Annotated in this window: 15 protein-coding genes; 14 read left to right on the top strand and 1 reads right to left on the bottom strand. The window is 71.5% G+C overall.

Going from position 1 to position 17,843, the window contains the following annotated elements:
- Positions 1–165: 165 nt before the first annotated feature.
- Positions 166–729, bottom strand: a complete 564-nt coding sequence (locus QUY26_RS29675; protein WP_289951940.1) for a beta-class carbonic anhydrase — start codon at positions 727–729, stop codon at positions 166–168.
- A 464-nt stretch (positions 730–1,193) separates the two neighbouring features.
- Here QUY26_RS29675 and rsmH point away from each other — a divergent pair, with 464 nt between their 5' ends.
- The 14 genes from rsmH to QUY26_RS29745 all read left to right on the top strand — a co-directional run bounded on the left by rsmH (position 1,194) and on the right by QUY26_RS29745 (position 17,801).
- Entirely contained in the window at positions 1,194–2,150 is a 957-nt protein-coding gene (rsmH, locus tag QUY26_RS29680; protein WP_289951942.1) for a 16S rRNA (cytosine(1402)-N(4))-methyltransferase RsmH, read from the top strand.
- An 86-nt stretch (positions 2,151–2,236) separates the two neighbouring features.
- Positions 2,237–2,860 (top strand): septum formation initiator family protein, encoded by a 624-nt coding sequence (locus tag QUY26_RS29685; RefSeq protein ID WP_289951944.1) that lies wholly within the window; start codon positions 2,237–2,239, stop codon positions 2,858–2,860.
- A 203-nt stretch (positions 2,861–3,063) separates the two neighbouring features.
- Complete coding sequence (locus QUY26_RS29690) at positions 3,064–4,884, top strand: peptidoglycan D,D-transpeptidase FtsI family protein (protein ID WP_436840427.1); 1,821 nt, start codon at positions 3,064–3,066, stop codon at positions 4,882–4,884.
- 56 nt (positions 4,885–4,940) lie between these two features.
- The gene (locus QUY26_RS29695) at positions 4,941–6,653 is read left to right on the top strand and encodes a UDP-N-acetylmuramoyl-L-alanyl-D-glutamate--2,6-diaminopimelate ligase (RefSeq protein WP_436840428.1); all 1,713 of its coding nucleotides are present in this window, start codon (positions 4,941–4,943) and stop codon (positions 6,651–6,653) included.
- 4 nt (positions 6,654–6,657) lie between these two features.
- On the top strand, positions 6,658–8,085 hold the full coding sequence (locus tag QUY26_RS29700; protein WP_289951947.1) for a UDP-N-acetylmuramoyl-tripeptide--D-alanyl-D-alanine ligase: 1,428 nt from the start codon (positions 6,658–6,660) through the stop codon (positions 8,083–8,085).
- Positions 8,082–9,152: a phospho-N-acetylmuramoyl-pentapeptide-transferase gene (gene mraY / locus QUY26_RS29705; protein ID WP_289951949.1), complete on the top strand. Its 1,071-nt coding sequence runs from the start codon at positions 8,082–8,084 to the stop codon at positions 9,150–9,152. Before QUY26_RS29700 ends, mraY begins: the two co-directional genes overlap by 4 nt.
- The gene (murD, locus tag QUY26_RS29710; protein ID WP_289951952.1) at positions 9,149–10,660 is read left to right on the top strand and encodes a UDP-N-acetylmuramoyl-L-alanine--D-glutamate ligase; all 1,512 of its coding nucleotides are present in this window, start codon (positions 9,149–9,151) and stop codon (positions 10,658–10,660) included. Before mraY ends, murD begins: the two co-directional genes overlap by 4 nt.
- A 141-nt stretch (positions 10,661–10,801) precedes the next feature.
- Positions 10,802–12,115 (top strand): putative lipid II flippase FtsW, encoded by a 1,314-nt coding sequence (gene ftsW, locus QUY26_RS29715; protein ID WP_289951953.1) that lies wholly within the window; start codon positions 10,802–10,804, stop codon positions 12,113–12,115.
- A gap of 6 nt (positions 12,116–12,121) precedes the next feature.
- Positions 12,122–13,216, top strand: a complete 1,095-nt coding sequence (murG, locus tag QUY26_RS29720) for an undecaprenyldiphospho-muramoylpentapeptide beta-N-acetylglucosaminyltransferase (protein WP_289951954.1) — start codon at positions 12,122–12,124, stop codon at positions 13,214–13,216.
- Positions 13,217–13,232: 16 nt separating this feature from the next.
- Positions 13,233–14,060: a cell division protein FtsQ/DivIB gene (locus QUY26_RS29725; RefSeq protein WP_436840429.1), complete on the top strand. Its 828-nt coding sequence runs from the start codon at positions 13,233–13,235 to the stop codon at positions 14,058–14,060.
- Positions 14,061–14,335: 275 nt separating this feature from the next.
- Complete coding sequence (gene ftsZ, locus QUY26_RS29730; RefSeq protein WP_289951955.1) at positions 14,336–15,562, top strand: cell division protein FtsZ; 1,227 nt, start codon at positions 14,336–14,338, stop codon at positions 15,560–15,562.
- Positions 15,563–15,588: 26 nt separating this feature from the next.
- A complete protein-coding gene (gene pgeF / locus QUY26_RS29735) occupies positions 15,589–16,299 on the top strand; it encodes a peptidoglycan editing factor PgeF (protein WP_289951956.1) in 711 nt (236 codons plus the stop codon).
- Between the two features lie 6 nt (positions 16,300–16,305).
- A complete protein-coding gene (locus QUY26_RS29740; RefSeq protein WP_289951962.1) occupies positions 16,306–17,025 on the top strand; it encodes a YggS family pyridoxal phosphate-dependent enzyme in 720 nt (239 codons plus the stop codon).
- A gap of 128 nt (positions 17,026–17,153) precedes the next feature.
- Positions 17,154–17,801: a cell division protein SepF gene (locus QUY26_RS29745; RefSeq protein WP_030361670.1), complete on the top strand. Its 648-nt coding sequence runs from the start codon at positions 17,154–17,156 to the stop codon at positions 17,799–17,801.
- Positions 17,802–17,843: the final 42 nt, after the last annotated feature.

Genomic DNA, 17,843 nt, shown 5'->3' on the forward strand with positions numbered 1-17,843 from the left:
CCCGAAACACGGACGCCACGCGTGAATGGTTCAGCGCGACGCCACACACGCATTCTTGTTGGGCTTACCGGTTCGTGTCACTCGCCTGCGGACAACTGGCGGCGATATGTCAGGGCTTGTCGCCTTTTGGGTACCGGAGATTGTCCGGTACCCAACAGGCGACGGTCACGCAGGGTCGATCTCGCGGAGGAGGCCCGTCCGCACGTCGAAGACGAATCCACGGACGTCGTCGGAGTGCAGGAGGAAGGGCGAGGTCCGCACCCGCTGCATGGACTGGCGCACGTCCTGGTCGACGTCGCGGAAGGACTCCACCGCCCACGTCGGCCGCTGCCCGACCTCGTTCTCCAGGTCCTGCCGGAACTCCTCGGTGAGGGATTCGAGGCCGCAGCCGGTGTGGTGGATCAGGACCACGCTGCGGGTTCCGAGGGCCCGCTGGCTGATGGTCAGGGAGCGGATCACGTCATCGGTGACCACGCCGCCCGCGTTGCGGATGGTGTGGCAGTCGCCGAGGTGGAGGCCGAGGGCGGCGTGCAGGTCGAGGCGGGCGTCCATGCAGGCGACCACGGCGACGCCGAGGACGGGGCGGGCGTCCATGCCCGGGTCGGTGAATGCGGCGGCGTAACGTTCGTTGGCCTCGACGAGACGGTCGGTGACCGTACCGTCCTCGCGTGCGGCGCTCGTGGGCATGGCGTCTTCGGAATTCGTGGGGAGTGATGCGGAAGTCGTCATGACTGCGACCGTAGTGGTCACAGCTGATGTGGGCCTGCTGTGAGAGCGGACAAAGAACGTCATTGGGTGTTGTTGTGAGGTAACCCACAGGGGTCCTCGGGGTGCCTGCCAACCGGTGACGAGCGGCACGTCCGAACCGGTGACGGCGTCCGGACGGCGGCTTCCCGAGCGGCCGGGCCGCGCCGCGCAGGCCGGTTGATTGACCGCGAGACAGGGTGGACTAAAGTGACGCGAAGCGGGAGTGGAGTCCGCTTCCCGCTGGACCGGACCGGAGCTTCGCGACCGGACCGTTCCGGAGATTTCTTGAGTCCCCACGTGCGCGGCGCGTACGTACGGCTCGGCCTCCTCCCGCTCCCGGTCGGCCGACGCCACTTCCCCGGCGCCGGCGGGCCGGACTCCCCTTCATGAGCGGGCGGGGACCCGGCTGTGCGTACGGCGTCCGCGCCGGACCCTGAGAGGGTGCATTGAGTTCTGCCCGACATGTCCCGGTGATGCTCCAGCGGTGCCTGGACCTGTTGGCCCCGGCGCTCGCGGAGCCGGGAGCGGTGGTCGTCGACTGCACCCTCGGTCTCGGCGGCCACAGCGAGGCGCTGCTCGCCGCCTTCCCCGCGGCCCGCCTCATCGCCCTGGACCGCGACAAGGAGGCGCTGCGCCTGTCCGGTGAGCGGCTCGCCCCCTACGGCGACCGCGCCACGCTGGTGCACGCGGTCTACGACGAGCTGCCCGACGTCCTGAAGCGGCTCGGCGTCCCGCGCGTGCAGGGCGTCCTGTTCGACCTCGGGGTCTCCTCCATGCAGCTCGACGAGGCCGACCGCGGCTTCGCCTACGCCCAGGACGCCCCCCTCGACATGCGCATGGACCAGACGACCGGCATCAGCGCCGCCGAGGTCCTCAACACCTATCCCGCCGGTGAACTCGTGCGGATCCTGCGGGCGTACGGCGAGGAGAAGCAGGCCAAGCGGATCGTCTCCGCCGTCGTGCGCGAGCGCGAGAAGGAGCCGTTCAGCAACAGCGCCCGGCTCGTCGAACTGATCCGCGACTCCCTGCCGCAGGCCGCCAAGCGCACCGGCGGCAACCCCGCCAAGCGCACCTTCCAGGCCCTGCGCATCGAGGTCAACGGCGAGCTGAGCGTCCTGGAGCGGGCCATCCCGGACGCCGTGAAGGCGCTCGCCGTCGGCGGCCGCATCGCCGTCCTCTCGTACCACTCGCTGGAGGACCGCCTGGTCAAGCAGGTGTTCGCGGCGGGCGCCGCGACCACGGCGCCGCCCGGCCTGCCGATCGTGCCCGAGCAGTACCAGCCGCGGCTCAAGCTGCTCACCCGCGGCGCCGAGCTGCCCACCGAGGAAGAGATCGCCGAGAACCGCCGGGCCGCTCCGGCACGGCTGCGGGGTGCGCAGCGCATCCGCGAGGAAGCCCTGTGAGCGGCCCCGGCGGGCAGGCCCCGTGAACGGCGCCGTGACCGGTCCCACCGAAGAGGCCCCGTGAGCCGCGTCCGCGAGGAGGCCGTATGAGCAAGAAGCCCGAGCTGCGGGGGAGGGCCGCCCGGCTCGCCCGGCTGCTGCCCGCGGGCCCGGCCCAGGCCGCGCGCACGCCCTTCGTGCTCCTGGTCGTGCTGCTCCTCGGCGGCGGCCTCATCACGCTCCTGATCCTCAACTCCTCGCTGAACCAGGGGTCGTTCCAGCTGACCAAGCTGAAGAAGGAGACCCAGGAGCTCACCGACGAGGAACAGGAGCTCCAGAAGGACGTCGACGAGTACGCCGCCCCGGACGCCCTCCAGCGCCGCGCCCGCGAGCTCGGCATGGTCCCCGGCGGCGACCCGGCCTTCCTGTTCCCCGACGGCACCGTCCGGGGCAAGCCCGGCGTCGCCCCCGGCTCCGCCCTGCGCGAGTCCGCGGCCCGCCGCCCCGTCCCGGTCCCCGGCCCCTCGCGCCTGCCGGCCGCCCCGACCTCGGCCGCCCCCGCGCCGGAGCCCGCCGCAGCCACCTCCCCGAGCGCCCCCGTCGCCCCCGGCACACCCCCCGGCCCGCAGCCCTCGGCCCCCGCCACCGCACCCCCGGCCACCCCGTCCCCCGCACCGCCCCCACCCCCGGCCGCCCCCGCGGGGCCCGCCCCCACGACCCCCGGCAGGTGACGTAAGTGACGGACCGCCAACCGCCACCCCCACGCCGCCGGGTCCCCGGCCCGGCGCGGCCCTCCCGCCCCGGCGGCCGCGGTCGGCCCGGGCCCGGAGCCCGCCCGCCCGCCTCGCGCGGCCCACGCCCGTCCGGGTCGAGGCCGCCCAAGGCGCCCCAGGCCAAGACGATCCGCCTGGGCAGCCCGCGGCCCCGGCTGCGCATGGTCAGCCTCGGGCTGACCCTGGTGATGCTGGCGTTCGTGGTGCGGCTGTTCCAGGTGCAGGCCGTGGACGCCGACACCTACACCGCCAAGGCGGAGAAGAACCGGTACTCCACCCACAAGCTGGCCGCCGAACGCGGGGCCATCACCGACCGCGGCGGCGTCGAACTCGCCACCAGCGTGGACGCGTACGACATCACCGCCGACCCCACCCTCTTCACGCCGAAGGAGACGAAGACCGGCGACGCTCCCGAGCAGGCCGCCGGGCTGCTCGCCCCGATCCTCGACGCGGACGCCGGTGAACTCGCCAAGAAGCTCCGGACGCCGAAGACCCGCTTCACGCTCCTGGCCCGCCGCGAGTCGCCGCAGGTCTGGAAGCAGATCAAGGACCTGCGGTCCGCGCTCGCCGACAAGGCGAGCGCCGACCCCAAGGCGGTCAACGTCCTCGCGGGCGTCTTCGCCGTGCCCACCAGCAAGCGCGTGTACCCCAACGACGGCCTGGCCGCCGGGATACTGGGCTGGGTCAACGCCGACGGCAAGGGCGGCGGCGGCATCGAGCAGCAGCTCGACAAGGAACTCGCGGGCAAGCAGGGCGAGATCCGCTACGCCCAGTCCGGCGGCCGTCAGGTGCCCACTGCCGGCAGCACCGAGAAGCCCGCGGTGCCCGGCTCGGACGTCGAGCTGACCATCGACCGCGACATCCAGTGGGCGGCCCAGGATGCCATCACCGAGCAGGTGCGCAAGTCCAAGGCCGACCGCGGCTACGTGCTGGTGCAGGACACCCGCACGGGCGAGGTCCTCGCCATGGCCAACGCGCCCGGCTTCGACCCCAACAACCTGGCCCAAGCGCGCAGCGCCAGCCTCGGCAACGCCGCCCTCCAGGACGCCTACGAACCCGGCTCCACCGCCAAGGTCATGTCGATGGCCGCCGTCCTGGAGGAGAACGCGGCCACCCCGGGCACCCGGGTGATCGTGCCCAACCGCCTGCACCGCGGCGACCGGCTCTTCCAGGACGACATCGACCACCCGACCTGGTACCTCACGCTCAACGGCGTGCTGGCCAAGTCCAGCAACATCGGCACCATCCTCGCCACCGGCGAACTGGGCAAGACGCAGCGGGAGGTCAACCGGACCCTCTACTCGTACCTGCGGAAGTTCGGCATCGGCAAGGAGACCGGACTCGGCTTCCCCGGCGAGACCTCCGGCATCCTCGCGCCGCCCGAGAAGTGGTCGACCTCGCAGCAGTTCACGATCCCCTTCGGTCAGGGCGTCTCCATCAACGCCATGCAGGCCGCGTCCGTGTACTCGACCATCGCCAACGACGGCGTCCGCGTCGAGCCGACCCTGGTGCGCGGCACCAAGGGGCCCGACGGCCGCTTCACGCCCGCGCCCGCGCCGAAGAAGACCCGCGTGGTCGGCGCCAAGACCGCGCGGACCGTGGCACGGATGCTGGAGTCCGTCGTCGACGACCAGGAAGGCACCGGAACCAAGGCCCGCATCCCCGGCTACCGCGTCGCGGGCAAGACCGGCACGGCCAACCGGGTCGACCCGCAGACCGGCCGCTACCGCGGCTACACCTCGTCCTTCGCGGGCTTCGCACCCGCCGACAAGCCGCGCGTCACCGTCTACTGCGTCATCCAGAACGCCACGAAGGGCAGCTACTTCGGCGGCCAGATCTGCGGCCCCATCTACAAGAAGGTCATGCAGTTCGCCCTCAAGACGCTCCAGGCCCCGCCCACCGGCAAGGCCCCCGCACCGCTCCCGGTGACCTACGACCCCGGCAAGCCGGCTCCGCCCGGCCGGCCGGAGAACGGCGGCTAGGGGCTGTCCGGCCCATCGAAAAGCCCCTAGCACACACAGCCGGACAGGAACCGCTCGTGACGACCATCACCCCGGACCCGGGGAACCGGACAGCGACACACCGTGCCGCCACCCCCGGGCCGCCGTTGCCCCCGCCCGACCCCGCCGCGTGTGGCCCCCTGCCTTTTGGCCCCAACGGGGGTGCGCCCGGTACGCTCACCGCCGTGCCACACGCTGATCAGTCCCAAACCACCCAGAAGGACGCTCCCGTGACCTACCCGGGACCGCCGAGGCCGACCCAGGTCTCCGCCACCCCCCTCGTGGAGCTCGCCGATCAGCTGGGGGCCGCGGTCCCGGGCACGGACGCCGCCGTCACCGGGATCACCCACGACTCGCGCGCGGTACGCCCCGGCGACATCTACGCGGCCCTGCCCGGCGCCCGCATGCACGGCGCCGACTTCGTCGCCCAGGCCGCCGACCTCGGCGCCGCCGCGATCCTCACCGACCCGACCGGCGCCGACCGCGCCGCCGCCACGGGGCTTCCGGCGCTCGTCGTCGCCGACCCGCGCGGCTCCATGGGCGAGCTGGCCGCGACGGTGTACGGCCACCCGGGCCGCGACCTGCTGCAGATCGGCATCACCGGCACCTCGGGCAAGACCACCACGGCGTACCTCATCGAGGGCGGTCTGAAGGCCGTCCGCGCCACCGGGCTCATCGGCACCGTCGAGACGCGCATCGGCGAGACGCGCATCAAGTCCGAGCGGACCACGCCCGAAGCCACCGATCTGCAGGCGCTGTTCGCGGTGATGCGCGAGCGCGGCGTCGAGGCGGTCGCGATGGAGGTCTCCAGCCACGCGCTGGTGCTCGGCCGGGTCGACGGCTGCGTCTTCGACGTCGCCGTCTTCAACAACCTCAGCCCGGAGCACATGGAGTTCCACTCCGACATGGAGGACTACTTCCGGGCCAAGGCGCAGCTGTTCACCAAACGGCGCGCCCGGCTCGGCGTGGTCAACCTCGACGACGAGTACGGCCGCCGCCTCCTCACCGAGTCCGAGGTCCCCGTCACCAGCTTCTCCGCCGAGGGCCACCCGGACGCCGACTGGCGCGCCGAGGACGTCGAAGTCGGGCCGCTGGACTCCACGTTCACCGCCGTCGGCCCCAAGGGCGAGCGGATCGCCGCCCGCTCGCCGCTCGCCGGGCCCTTCAACGTCGCCAACACCCTCGCCGCGATCGTGTCGCTCGCCGTCGCCGGGATCGACCCGCAGCAGGCCGCCGACGGCGTCGCGGCCGTGCCGGGCGTCCCCGGCCGCCTGGAGCGCGTCGACGCCGGCCAGGCCTACCTCGCCGTCGTGGACTACGCCCACAAGACGGACGCCGTCGAATCGGTCCTGCGCGCGCTGCGCAAGGTCACCGAGGGCAAGCTGCACATCGTGCTCGGCTGCGGCGGCGACCGCGACCAGACCAAGCGCAGGCCGATGGGCGCGGCCGCGGCCCGGCTCGCCGACACCGCCGTACTGACCTCCGACAACCCCCGCGGCGAGGACCCCCTCGCCATCCTCGCGACGATGCTCGCGGGCGCCGCCGAGGTGCCCGCCCACGAGCGCGGCGACGTCGCCGTCTTCGAGGACCGCGCCGCCGCCATCCGCGCGGCCGTCGCCCGCGCCGAGCCCGGGGACACCGTCCTGGTCGCGGGCAAGGGACACGAACAGGGCCAGGACATCGCCGGGGTGGTCCGTCCCTTCGACGACCGCCTGGTGCTTCGCGAAGCTATCGAGCAAACCCAGGGATGAAGTTGTGATCGCCCTCTCCCTCGCCGAGATCGCCACCGTCGTCGGCGGGCAGACGTACGACATACCGGATCCGCAGGTCCAGGTGACCGCGCCGGTCGTCCGGGACTCCCGTGAGGTGCAGCCCGGCGGCCTGTTCGCCGCTTTCGTGGGCGAGCGCGTCGACGGGCACGACTACGCCGCCCAGGTCGTGGCGGCGGGCGCGGTCGCCGTGCTCGGCTCCCGGCCGTGCGGGGCGCCCGCGATCGTCGTCGACGACGTGCCGAGAGCGCTCGGCGCCCTCGCCCGGCACGTGGTCGCCCGGCTCGGCGCCACCCTCGTCGCCCTCACGGGATCCGCGGGCAAGACCAGCACCAAGGACCTGATCGCCCAGGTCATCGATCGCAAGGCGCCCACAGTGTGGACGCCGGGCTCGCTCAACAACGAGATCGGGCTGCCGCTGACCGCGCTGAGCGCCACCGACGAGACGAAGTTCCTCGTCCTGGAGATGGGCGCCCGCGGCATCGGCCACATCCGGTACCTGACCGAGCTGACGCCGCCGAGGATCGGCCTCGTCCTGAACGTCGGCACCGCCCACATCGGCGAGTTCGGCGGCCGCGAGCAGATCGCGCAAGCAAAGGGTGAGCTGGTCGAGGCGCTCCCGGCCGACGGCGCCGCGATCCTCAACGCCGACGACCCCCTCGTACGCGCGATGGCCTCCCGCACGAAGGCCCGGGTGCTGCTCTTCGGCGAGTCCGAGGACGCCGACGTACGTGCCGAGAATGTCCGGCTCACGGAGAACGGCCGCCCGGCCTTCACGCTCACCACACCCACCGGGTGCGGGGACGTGCGGCTGCGCCTGTACGGTGAGCACCACGTGTCGAACGCGCTCGCCGCGGCCGCCGTCGCCCATGAGCTGGGCATGTCCGTGGACGAGATCGCCCTCGCGCTCTCCGAGGCGGGCACGCTGTCCCGCTGGCGGATGGAGGTCACCGAGCGCCCGGACGGCGTGACGGTCGTCAACGACGCCTACAACGCGAACCCCGAGTCCATGCGAGCCGCCCTGCGCGCGCTCGCGGCCATGGGCAGAGCCGCGCAGGCCGAGGGCGGGCGCACGTGGGCGGTGCTCGGTCACATGGCCGAGCTCGGAGACGACGGGCTCGCCGAGCACGACGCGGTCGGACGCCTTGCCGTCCGGCTGAACGTGAACAAGCTCGTGGCAGTCGGGGGCAGGGAAGCGTCCTGGCTCCAACTGGGCGCATACAACGAGGGTTCGTGGGGTGAGGAGTCGGTGCACGTGTCCGACGCACAGGCGGCGATCGACCTGCTGCGCAGCGAGCTGCGCCCAGGAGACGTCGTGCTGGTGAAGGCGTCCAGATCGGTCGGTCTCGAGCGGGTCGCGCTGGCGCTGCTCGATGACGCCGCCGCTTCGGAGGGGCAGGTCGCCGGCCGATGAGGCAGATCCTCTTCGCGGGTGTGATCGGGCTCTTCCTGACCCTGGTCGGTACGCCCCTGCTGATCAAGCTCCTGGCCCGCAAGGGCTACGGCCAGTTCATCCGGGACGACGGCCCGCGCGAGCACCACAGCAAGCGCGGTACGCCGACGATGGGTGGCATCGCCTTCATCCTGGCCACGCTCATCGCGTACTTCCTCACGAAGGTCATCACCGGCGGCGAGTTCACGCTCTCCGGCCTGCTGGTGCTCTTCCTGATGGCGGGCATGGGCCTGGTCGGCTTCCTCGACGACTACATCAAGATCGTCAAGCAGCGTTCGCTCGGTCTGCGCGCCAAGGCCAAGATGGCGGGTCAGCTGATCGTCGGCATCGGCTTCGCCGTGCTCGCCCTGAACTGGCCCGACAACCGCAACCAGACCCCCGCCTCCACCAAGCTGTCGTTCGTCACGGACTTCGGCTGGTCGATCGGCCCGGTCCTGTTCGTGGTCTGGGCGCTGTTCATGATCCTCGCGATGTCGAACGGCGTGAACCTCACCGACGGCCTCGACGGTCTCGCCACCGGCGCCTCCGTGATGGTCTTCGGCGCCTACACCTTCATCGGCGTCTGGCAGTACCAGGAGTCCTGCGCCAACGCGAACACCCTCACCAACCCGGAGGCGTGTTTCGAGGTCAGAGACCCACTCGACCTCGCGGTCGTGGCCTCCGCGCTGATGGGCGCCTGCTTCGGCTTCCTGTGGTGGAACACCTCGCCCGCGAAGATCTTCATGGGTGACACCGGCTCCCTCGCCCTCGGCGGCGCGCTCGCCGGACTCGCGATCTGCTCCCGCACGGAGCTGCTGCTCGCGCTCCTCGGCGGTCTCTTCGTCCTGATCACCATGTCCGTGGTCATCCAGGTCGGCTCCTTCCGCCTCACCGGCAAACGCGTCTTCCGGATGGCGCCACTCCAGCACCACTTCGAACTCAAGGGGTGGTCGGAAGTCCTTGTCGTGGTCCGCTTCTGGATCATCCAGGGCATGTGCGTGATCGTCGGACTCGGACTCTTCTACGCAGGGTGGGCGGCCACCAAGTGACCAGCTGGCAGGGCAGGAACGTCACCGTCGCCGGGCTCGGCGTGAGCGGCCTCAGCGCCGCCCGCGCGCTCGCGGGCCTCGGCGCGGTGGTGACCGTCGTGGACGGCGGCGACGGCGAGGCCCAGCGGGCGCGCGCCGCGGAGCTGGCGGGCACCGGCATCTCCGTGCGCCTCGGGGACGCCGAGACGCTTCCCGACGGCACCGACCTCGTCGTCACCTCGCCCGGCTGGAAGCCCTCGTCGCCGCTGTTCACGGCCGCCGCCGACGCGGGCGTGGACGTGGTCGGCGACGTCGAGATCGCCTGGCGCCTGCGCGGCCCCGACGCCGCGCCCTGGCTCGCGATCACCGGCACCAACGGCAAGACCACCACCACGCAGATGCTGGCGTCGATCCTGGCCGCGGCCGGGCTGCGCACGGCGGCCGTGGGCAACATCGGCACCCCGATCGTGGACGTGGTCCTCGAAGACAGGGCGGCGCGCGAAGCGCGTTCGATTGAGGACGGTGGTGGGCGACGGGAGGGAGACGCGTACGACGTCCTCGCCGTCGAGCTGTCCTCCTACCAGCTGCACTGGGCGCCCTCCCTGCGCGTCCACTCGGCGGCCGTCCTGAACCTGGCGCCCGACCACCTCGACTGGCACGGCTCCATGGAGGCGTACGCCGCCGACAAGGGCCGCATCTACGAGGGCAACCAGGTCGCCTGCGTCTACAACGCGGCCGACAAGGCGACGGAGGACCTGGTCCGCGAGGCCGACGTCGAAGAGGGCTGCCGTGCCATCGGTTTCACACTGACCGCGCCCGCCCCCTCGCAACTGGGCGTCGTGGACGGCATCCTGGTCGACCGTGCCTTCGTGCCGGACCGCCAGAAGCAGGCCCAGGAGCTCGCCGAGTTCTCCGACTTGCTCCCGCCCGCCGCCCGCCGCCCTTCCGAGGAAGGCGCCTCGCGCCCCTTGAAACCCGCCCCGCACACCATCGCCAACGCCCTCGCCGCCGCGGGCCTCGCGCGCGCGTTCGGAGTGGAGGCGGCGGCGGTGCGCGAGGGGCTGCGGGCCTTCCGGCCGGACGCCCATCGCATCGAGCACGTGGCCGACGTCGAGGACGTCGCCTACATCGACGACTCCAAGGCCACCAACACCCACGCCGCGCAGGCGTCGTTGGCGGCGTACGAGTCGATCGTCTGGATCGCCGGTGGCCTCGCCAAGGGCGCCACCTTCGACGAGCTGGTCGCGGGCGCGGCGGGGCGGCTGCGGGGAGTGGTCCTGATCGGCGCCGACCGCGCGCTGATCCGCGAAGCGCTCGCGCGACACGCGCCCGAAGTACCCGTCGTGGACCTAGACCGGACGGACACTGGGGCGATGTCCGAGGCCGTACGGCAGGCCGCGCGGCTCGCGCGGCCGGGGGACACCGTCCTGATGGCGCCGGCCTGTGCGTCGATGGACATGTTCACCAACTACAACAAGCGTGGTGACGCGTTCGCGGCAGCCGTCCGCGAACTCGGCGCGAGCGCCTGACGGCGGGCCCAGCGTGGTCCGGGGGCGCCCGGCACCCGAAGGAGGGCACGTGGCAGCCGTGGGAACGCCGTCGTGGCGGGGGTTTCGTGGCCGGCCGCGCGCCGGCCGGGGACGCGTGCACGCGGGCGCGGGGTGCCGCTGATGGCCGGGCGCGCCTCCGTGCGCACTCCGCGCACCCCGAAACGACCGGCGCGGCCGCGGGCCACCCCGGCGGTCCGCGAGAGTGGGCTGCGGCGGTTCTACGACCGGGCCCGCAAGGCCTGGGACCGCCCGCTCACGGCGTACTACCTGATCTTCGGCAGCAGCCTGCTGATCACGGCGCTCGGCCTCGTGATGGTCTACTCGGCGTCGATGATCCAGGCGCTGCAGCTGAACCTGCCCGCCTCCTACTTCTTCCGCAAGCAGTTCGTCGCCGCGGTCCTCGGTTCCGCCCTGCTGCTCATCGCCATGCGGATGCCGATCAAGCTGCACCGGGCGCTGTCCTACCCGATGCTCGCCGCTTCCGTGTTCCTGATGGCCCTCGTCCAGATCCCCGGAATAGGGCGCAGCGTCAACGGGAATCAGAACTGGATCTATTTGGGGGGCCCTTTCCAGCTCCAGCCCAGTGAGTTCGGCAAGCTCGCGCTGGTGCTCTGGGGCGCGGACCTGCTGGCGCGCAAACAGGACAAACGGCTGCTCGCCCAGTGGAAGCACATGCTGGTGCCACTGGTCCCCGTGACCTTCATGCTGCTCGGCCTGATCATGCTGGGCGGCGACATGGGCACGGCCATCATCCTCACCGCGATCCTGTTCGGCCTGCTGTGGCTGGCGGGCGCCCCGACCCGGCTGTTCGCGGGCGTCCTGAGCATCGCGGCCGTCCTCGGTGTGATCCTCATCAAGACCAGCCCGAACCGGATGGCCCGGCTCGCCTGCATCGGCGCGACCGACCCCGGACCCGGCGACCAGTGCTGGCAGGCCGTACACGGCATCTACGCCCTGGCCTCCGGCGGATTCTTCGGTTCCGGCCTCGGCGCGAGTGTGGAAAAATGGGGTCAACTTCCCGAACCGCACACCGACTTCATCTTCGCCATCACCGGGGAGGAACTCGGTCTGGCGGGGACGCTGTCGGTGCTCGCCCTGTTCGCGGCTCTAGGCTATGCGGGTATCCGCGTGGCCGGACGCACGGAGGACCCCTTCGTGAGGTACGCAGCGGGAGGCGTGACCACCTGGATCACGGCCCAGGCCGTGATCAACGTCGGTGCGGTGCTCGGTCTGCTGCCGATCGCCGGTGTTCCGCTCCCGCTGTTCTCCTACGGGGGCTCAGCCCTGCTGCCGACCATGTTCGCCGTGGGACTCCTGATCGCCTTCGCGCGTGAGGACCCCGCGGCGAAGGCGGCCCTGGCCATGCGGCAGCCTCGGGTGAGATGGAACACGATGCGACGGCGCGTCAAGGCGCGCTCGTCCGGAGAGCGGTGAATTTCGGTGCATGTCGTACTCGCCGGTGGGGGGACCGCCGGCCACATCGAGCCTGCGCTCGCCCTCGCGGACGCCCTGCGCAGGCAGGACCCGACCGTGGGGATCACGGCCCTGGGCACGGAGCGCGGCCTCGAGACCCGACTCGTACCCGAGCGGGGCTATGAACTCGCCCTCATCCCCGCCGTGCCGCTGCCGCGCAAACCCACCCCCGAGCTGATCACCGTGCCCGGGCGGCTGCGCGGCACCATCAAGGCGGCCGAGCAGGTCCTTGAGCGCACCAAGGCCGACTGCGTGGTGGGCTTCGGCGGCTACGTGGCGCTGCCGGGCTATCTGGCGGCCAAGCGCGCGGGCGTGCCGATCGTGGTGCACGAGGCCAACGCGCGCCCCGGGCTCGCCAACAAGATCGGCTCGCGGTACGCCTCGGGGGTCGCGGTCTCCACGCCCGACAGCAAGCTGCGCGGCTCGCGCTACATCGGCATCCCGCTGCGCCGCACCATCGCGCTGCTCGACCGGGCCCGGGTCCGCCCGGAGGCCCGCGCGGCCTTCAACCTCGACCCGAACCTGCCCACGCTGCTCGTCTCCGGCGGCTCCCAGGGCGCCCGGCGCCTCAACGAGGTCGTCCAGCAGGTCGCCCCGGTCCTCCAGCGCGCGGGCATCCAGATCCTGCACGCGGTCGGCCCGAAGAACGAAATGCCGTACGTGGAGAACATGCCCGGGATGCCCCCCTACATCCCGGTACCGTACGTGGACCGGATGGACCTCGCGTACGCCGCGGCCGACATGATGCTCTGCCGCGCGGGCGCGATGACCGTCGCCGAGCTGTCCGCCGTCGGGCTGCCGGCCGCCTACGTCCCGCTGCCCATCGGCAACGGCGAACAGCGGCTGAACGCCCAGCCGGTGGTCAAGGCGGGCGGCGGTCTGCTGGTCGACGACGCGGAGCTGACGCCCGAGTGGGTCCAGGGCAACGTCCTGCCCGTGCTCGCCGACCCGCACCGGCTGTACGAGATGTCCCGTGCCGCTTCGGAGTTCGGCCGCAGGGACGCCGACGACCTCCTCGTCAACATGGTGTACGAGGCGATTGCGTCACGCCGCGACGCGTGAGAGAAGGCAGGGGACTGTGGCCGGACGGGCCGGACCGAAGACCGCCGAACGGCGGGGGGCCGGGTCTGATCCGTCCCGCCCGTCCGGCCCGCGCTCCCGCCGACCGCGGCTGCCGCGGGCCCCGCGGGCGCCGCGGGTGCGCCTCCTGATCGTCCTGGTGCTCGCCCTCGCCGTGCTCGCCGGGGGCGGCGCCTGGGTGTTCTACGGCTCGCCGTGGCTGCGGGTGGAGCGGGTGACGACGTCGGGGACGATGGTCCTGAAGCCGGACGAGGTCCGCGACGTCGCGGGCGTGCCGATCGGGGAACCGCTGATTTCGGTCGATTCCGGGGCCATCGAAGAGCGGCTTAAGAGAAAATTGCCCCGAATTGACTCGGTTGATGTCATCCGCTCCTGGCCCCATGGAATCGCACTGAAAGTGACGGAGCGCACGCCGGCTCTGCTCATCGAAAAGGGCGGAAAGTTCATCGAAGTGGACGCGAAGGGTGTCCGTTTCGCCACGGTCGAGAAGGCACCGAAGGCCACGCCCCTGCTCGACATGGCGACGGACCCCGCCGGCGGCGCCGCCGCGAGCCTGCGCCGCTTCGACGCCGCCCGGCTCCGCCGCGAGGCCGTCCGCGTGGTCACCGCCCTGCCCGGCGCGGTCGCCGCGGACACCCGGACCGTCAGGGTCCGTTCGTACGACTCGATCTCGCTGCGGTTGCGCGACGGCCGCACGGTCATGTGGGGGAGCGGTGAGAAGGGCCGCGCAAAGGCCGAGGCGCTCGCCGGGCTCATGAAAGCAGTTCCGAAGGCACGGCACTTCGATGTGAGCGTCCCCACCGCCCCTGCGTCATCGACGAGTTGACGTACATCAGCGCAGGCCAGCACCCTGGATGGGCAGGCTTAAGCCTGATCACATAGGGTGAAAAGAAAAACGGGAGGTTCGGCGTGTTCGTTGAACGTGCGCCACTTGTCGACTTAGTGTCCTGTTCGGAAGAGTCCAGGGAACAGACACACTGGTAACCCTAAACTTCAGCGTTAGGGTTCGGGTCGGCGTTCGGACCGTCCCATTCGGCATCAGTCGTCGTATCGCCGCAGCGCGAGACGGCGACACGTAACTCGAGGCGAGAGGCCTTCGACGTGGCAGCACCGCAGAACTACCTCGCAGTCATCAAAGTCATCGGTGTCGGCGGCGGTGGTGTCAATGCCATCAACCGGATGATCGAGGTCGGTCTCAAGGGCGTCGAGTTCATCGCCATCAACACCGACGCGCAAGCCCTGTTGATGAGCGACGCCGACGTCAAGCTCGACGTGGGCCGTGAACTCACCCGCGGACTCGGCGCAGGAGCCAACCCGGCCGTCGGCCGCAAGGCCGCCGAGGACCACCGCGAGGAGATCGAGGAGGTCCTCAAGGGGGCCGACATGGTCTTCGTGACGGCCGGTGAGGGCGGCGGCACCGGCACGGGCGGCGCGCCCGTGGTCGCCAACATCGCGCGTTCCCTCGGCGCCCTGACGATCGGTGTGGTCACCAGGCCGTTCACCTTCGAGGGCCGCCGCCGCGCGAACCAGGCGGAGGACGGCATCGCCGAGCTCCGCGAAGAGGTCGACACCCTCATCGTCATCCCCAACGACCGGCTCCTGTCCATCTCGGACCGCCAGGTCAGCGTGCTCGACGCCTTCAAGTCGGCCGACCAGGTGCTCCTCTCCGGTGTGCAGGGCATCACCGACCTCATCACCACGCCCGGTCTGATCAACCTCGACTTCGCCGACGTCAAGTCGGTCATGTCCGAGGCGGGTTCGGCGCTCATGGGCATCGGCTCGGCCCGCGGCGACGACCGCGCGGTGGCCGCGGCCGAGATGGCGATCTCCTCGCCGCTCCTGGAGGCGTCCATCGACGGCGCCCGGGGCGTCCTGCTCTCCATCTCCGGCGGCTCCGACCTCGGCCTCTTCGAGATCAACGAAGCGGCCCAACTGGTCAGCGAGGCCGCGCACCCCGAGGCCAACATCATCTTCGGCGCGGTCATCGACGACGCGCTCGGCGACGAGGTCCGCGTCACCGTCATCGCGGCCGGCTTCGACGGCGGCCAGCCCCCGTCCAAGCGGGACAACGTCCTCGGCTCGGCGTCCGCCAAGCGCGAGGAACCGGCGCCCCCGGCCCGGCAGGCCGAACCGTCCCGCCCGGCCCCGGCGTTCGGTGGCCTCGGCAGCGTCACCGCGCGCGACGAAGCGCCCGCCGCCGAGCAGCCCGAGCCGGTCCAGGCGAGCGAGCCCCCGGCCACCTCGGCGACGCCGCCGCAGGTCCCCTCGACCCGTCTGCACCAGGACAGCCAGGCCGAAGAGCTGGACGTGCCGGACTTCCTGAAGTGATAGACAAGCGCTCCGAAACGAGCACCGTGAGCGGCGCCCACTTCGCCTTCACCGACCGGTGGGGCGGGGTGAGCGCCGTTCCGTACGAGGAGCTCAACCTCGGCGGAGCGGTCGGGGACGACCCCGAAGCCGTACGCCACAACCGCGAGGCCGTCGCCGGGAACCTCGGCATCGACCCCGCGCGGGTGGTCTGGATGAACCAGGTGCACGGCCGGGACGTCGCCGTGGTCGACGGCCCCTGGCCGGACGACCGGGAGATCCCGGCGGTCGACGCGGTCGTCACCGCCCGGCGCGGGGTCGCCCTCGCCGTCCTCACCGCCGACTGCACCCCGGTCCTGCTCGCCGACCCGGTCGCGGGAGTCGCCGCGGCCGCGCACGCGGGCCGGCCCGGAATGCTCGCCGGGGTGGTGCCCGCGGCCGTCGAGGCCATGGTGGCCCTCGGCGCGAGCCCGGACCGGATCGTGGCCCGCACCGGGCCCGCCGTCTGCGGGCGTTGTTACGAAGTACCCGCGGACATGCGCGCCGACGTCGCCGCCGTGGAACCCGCGGCGTACGCCGAGACGAGCTGGGGCACGCCCGCGGTCGACGTGACCGCCGGGGTGCACGCGCAGCTCGACCGGCTCGGCGTGCGCGACCGGGAGCAGTCGCCGGTGTGCACGCGGGAGTCGGACGATCACTTCTCGTACCGCCGCGACCGCACCACCGGTCGTCTCGCGGGCTACGTGTGGTTGGACTGATGGGGCATGACGGACCGTAAGGCGGAACTCGCCGGAAATCTGGCGAAAGTAGAAGAACGCATCGCGGCGGCCTGCGCGGCGGCGGGCCGCAAGCGCGAGGAACTGACCCTGATCGTGGTCACCAAGACCTACCCCGCGAGCGATGTGCGGTTTCTCTCGGAACTCGGCGTGCGCCACGTCGCCGAGAACCGCGACCAGGACGCGGCGCCGAAGGCCGCGGACTGCGCCGACCTCCCGCTCAGCTGGCACTTCGTGGGCCAGTTGCAGACCAACAAGGTGCGCTCCGTGGTCGGTTACGCGGACGTGGTGCAGTCGGTGGACCGGCCCAAGCTGGTCACGGCGCTGTCCGCGGCCGCCGTGCGCGCCGGGCGCGAGGTCGGCTGTCTGCTCCAGGTCGCCCTCGACGCGGAGGTCGACGGGCGGGGGGACCGCGGGGGCGTCGGCCCCGGCGGGATCGAGGAGTTGGCCGCGTCCGTGGCCGACGCCCCCGGACTGCGACTCGACGGTCTGATGACCGTCGCGCCGCTCACCGGGGAATTCGCGGGACGGCAACAGGCGGCTTTCGAGCGGCTGATGGATTTGTCGACTGCCCTGCGCGTGGCCCATCCGGCTGCGAACATGGTGTCGGCAGGGATGAGTGCGGACCTCGAACAGGCCGTGGCGGCCGGGGCGACACATGTGCGCGTCGGTACGGCGGTACTCGGAGTCCGACGCGGGCTCGGGTAACGTCGCCAGGAAGTCGGACCACAGCAGAAAATATGGTCATTCCCGCAGTTCGGCGGGAGACCACGTGGATCGCGGGCAGTTGATGACGACGGACCTCTCGATCCACCACAGAGCGGAGGACTCAGAGCATGGCCGGCGCGATGCGCAAGATGGCGGTCTACCTCGGCCTCGTGGAGGACGACGGTTACGACGGTCGGGGCTTCGACCCCGATGACGATTTCGAGCCCGAGCCGGAGCCCGAGCGCGACCGCCGACGGCATGAGCCGTCGCACCAGTCCCACCAGTCCCACCTCGCGGACCGGGACTTGGACCGGGACGAATCGGTACGAGTGGTGCAGCCGCCCGCGCCCCGCGAACCGGCGCCGCGCGCCGCTTCGCTTCCCGCTGAATCGGGACGTCCGGCGCGAATCGCCCCCGTGGCATCCATCACACCTGAACGCCAGAGCCTGGAGAAGAACGCACCGGTGATCATGCCCAAGGTCGTGTCCGAGCGTGAGCCCTACCGCATCACCACACTTCACCCCCGGACCTACAACGAAGCCCGTACCATCGGGGAACACTTCCGCGAAGGCACCCCGGTGATCATGAACTTGACGGAGATGGACGACACGGATGCGAAGCGACTTGTCGACTTTGCCGCCGGTCTGGTCTTCGGCCTGCATGGCAGTATCGAGCGAGTGACGCAGAAGGTGTTCCTGTTGTCGCCTGCTAACGTCGATGTCACGGCGGAGGACAAGGCCCGCATCGCAGAGGGCGGGTTCTTCAACCAGAGCTGAGACGCACGTGCAGTAGACAGCAGTCATCGGATCGACCGGCAC

It is taken from the genome of Streptomyces flavofungini, from assembly GCF_030388665.1.
GTDB lineage: Bacteria > Actinomycetota > Actinomycetes > Streptomycetales > Streptomycetaceae > Streptomyces > Streptomyces flavofungini_A.

Bases quoted from the DNA above. Each gene is read 5' to 3' on its own strand.
- QUY26_RS29675 (WP_289951940.1), bottom strand. From the start codon at position 729: ATGACGACTTCCGCATCACTCCCCACGAATTCCGAAGACGCCATGCCC.
- QUY26_RS29685 (WP_289951944.1), top strand. From the start codon at position 2,237: ATGAGCAAGAAGCCCGAGCTGCGGGGGAGGGCCGCCCGGCTCGCCCGG.
- QUY26_RS29690 (WP_436840427.1), top strand. From the start codon at position 3,064: ATGGTCAGCCTCGGGCTGACCCTGGTGATGCTGGCGTTCGTGGTGCGG.
- mraY (WP_289951949.1), top strand. From the start codon at position 8,082: ATGAGGCAGATCCTCTTCGCGGGTGTGATCGGGCTCTTCCTGACCCTG.
- ftsW (WP_289951953.1), top strand. From the start codon at position 10,802: ATGGCCGGGCGCGCCTCCGTGCGCACTCCGCGCACCCCGAAACGACCG.
- QUY26_RS29740 (WP_289951962.1), top strand. From the start codon at position 16,306: ATGACGGACCGTAAGGCGGAACTCGCCGGAAATCTGGCGAAAGTAGAA.
- QUY26_RS29745 (WP_030361670.1), top strand. From the start codon at position 17,154: ATGGCCGGCGCGATGCGCAAGATGGCGGTCTACCTCGGCCTCGTGGAG.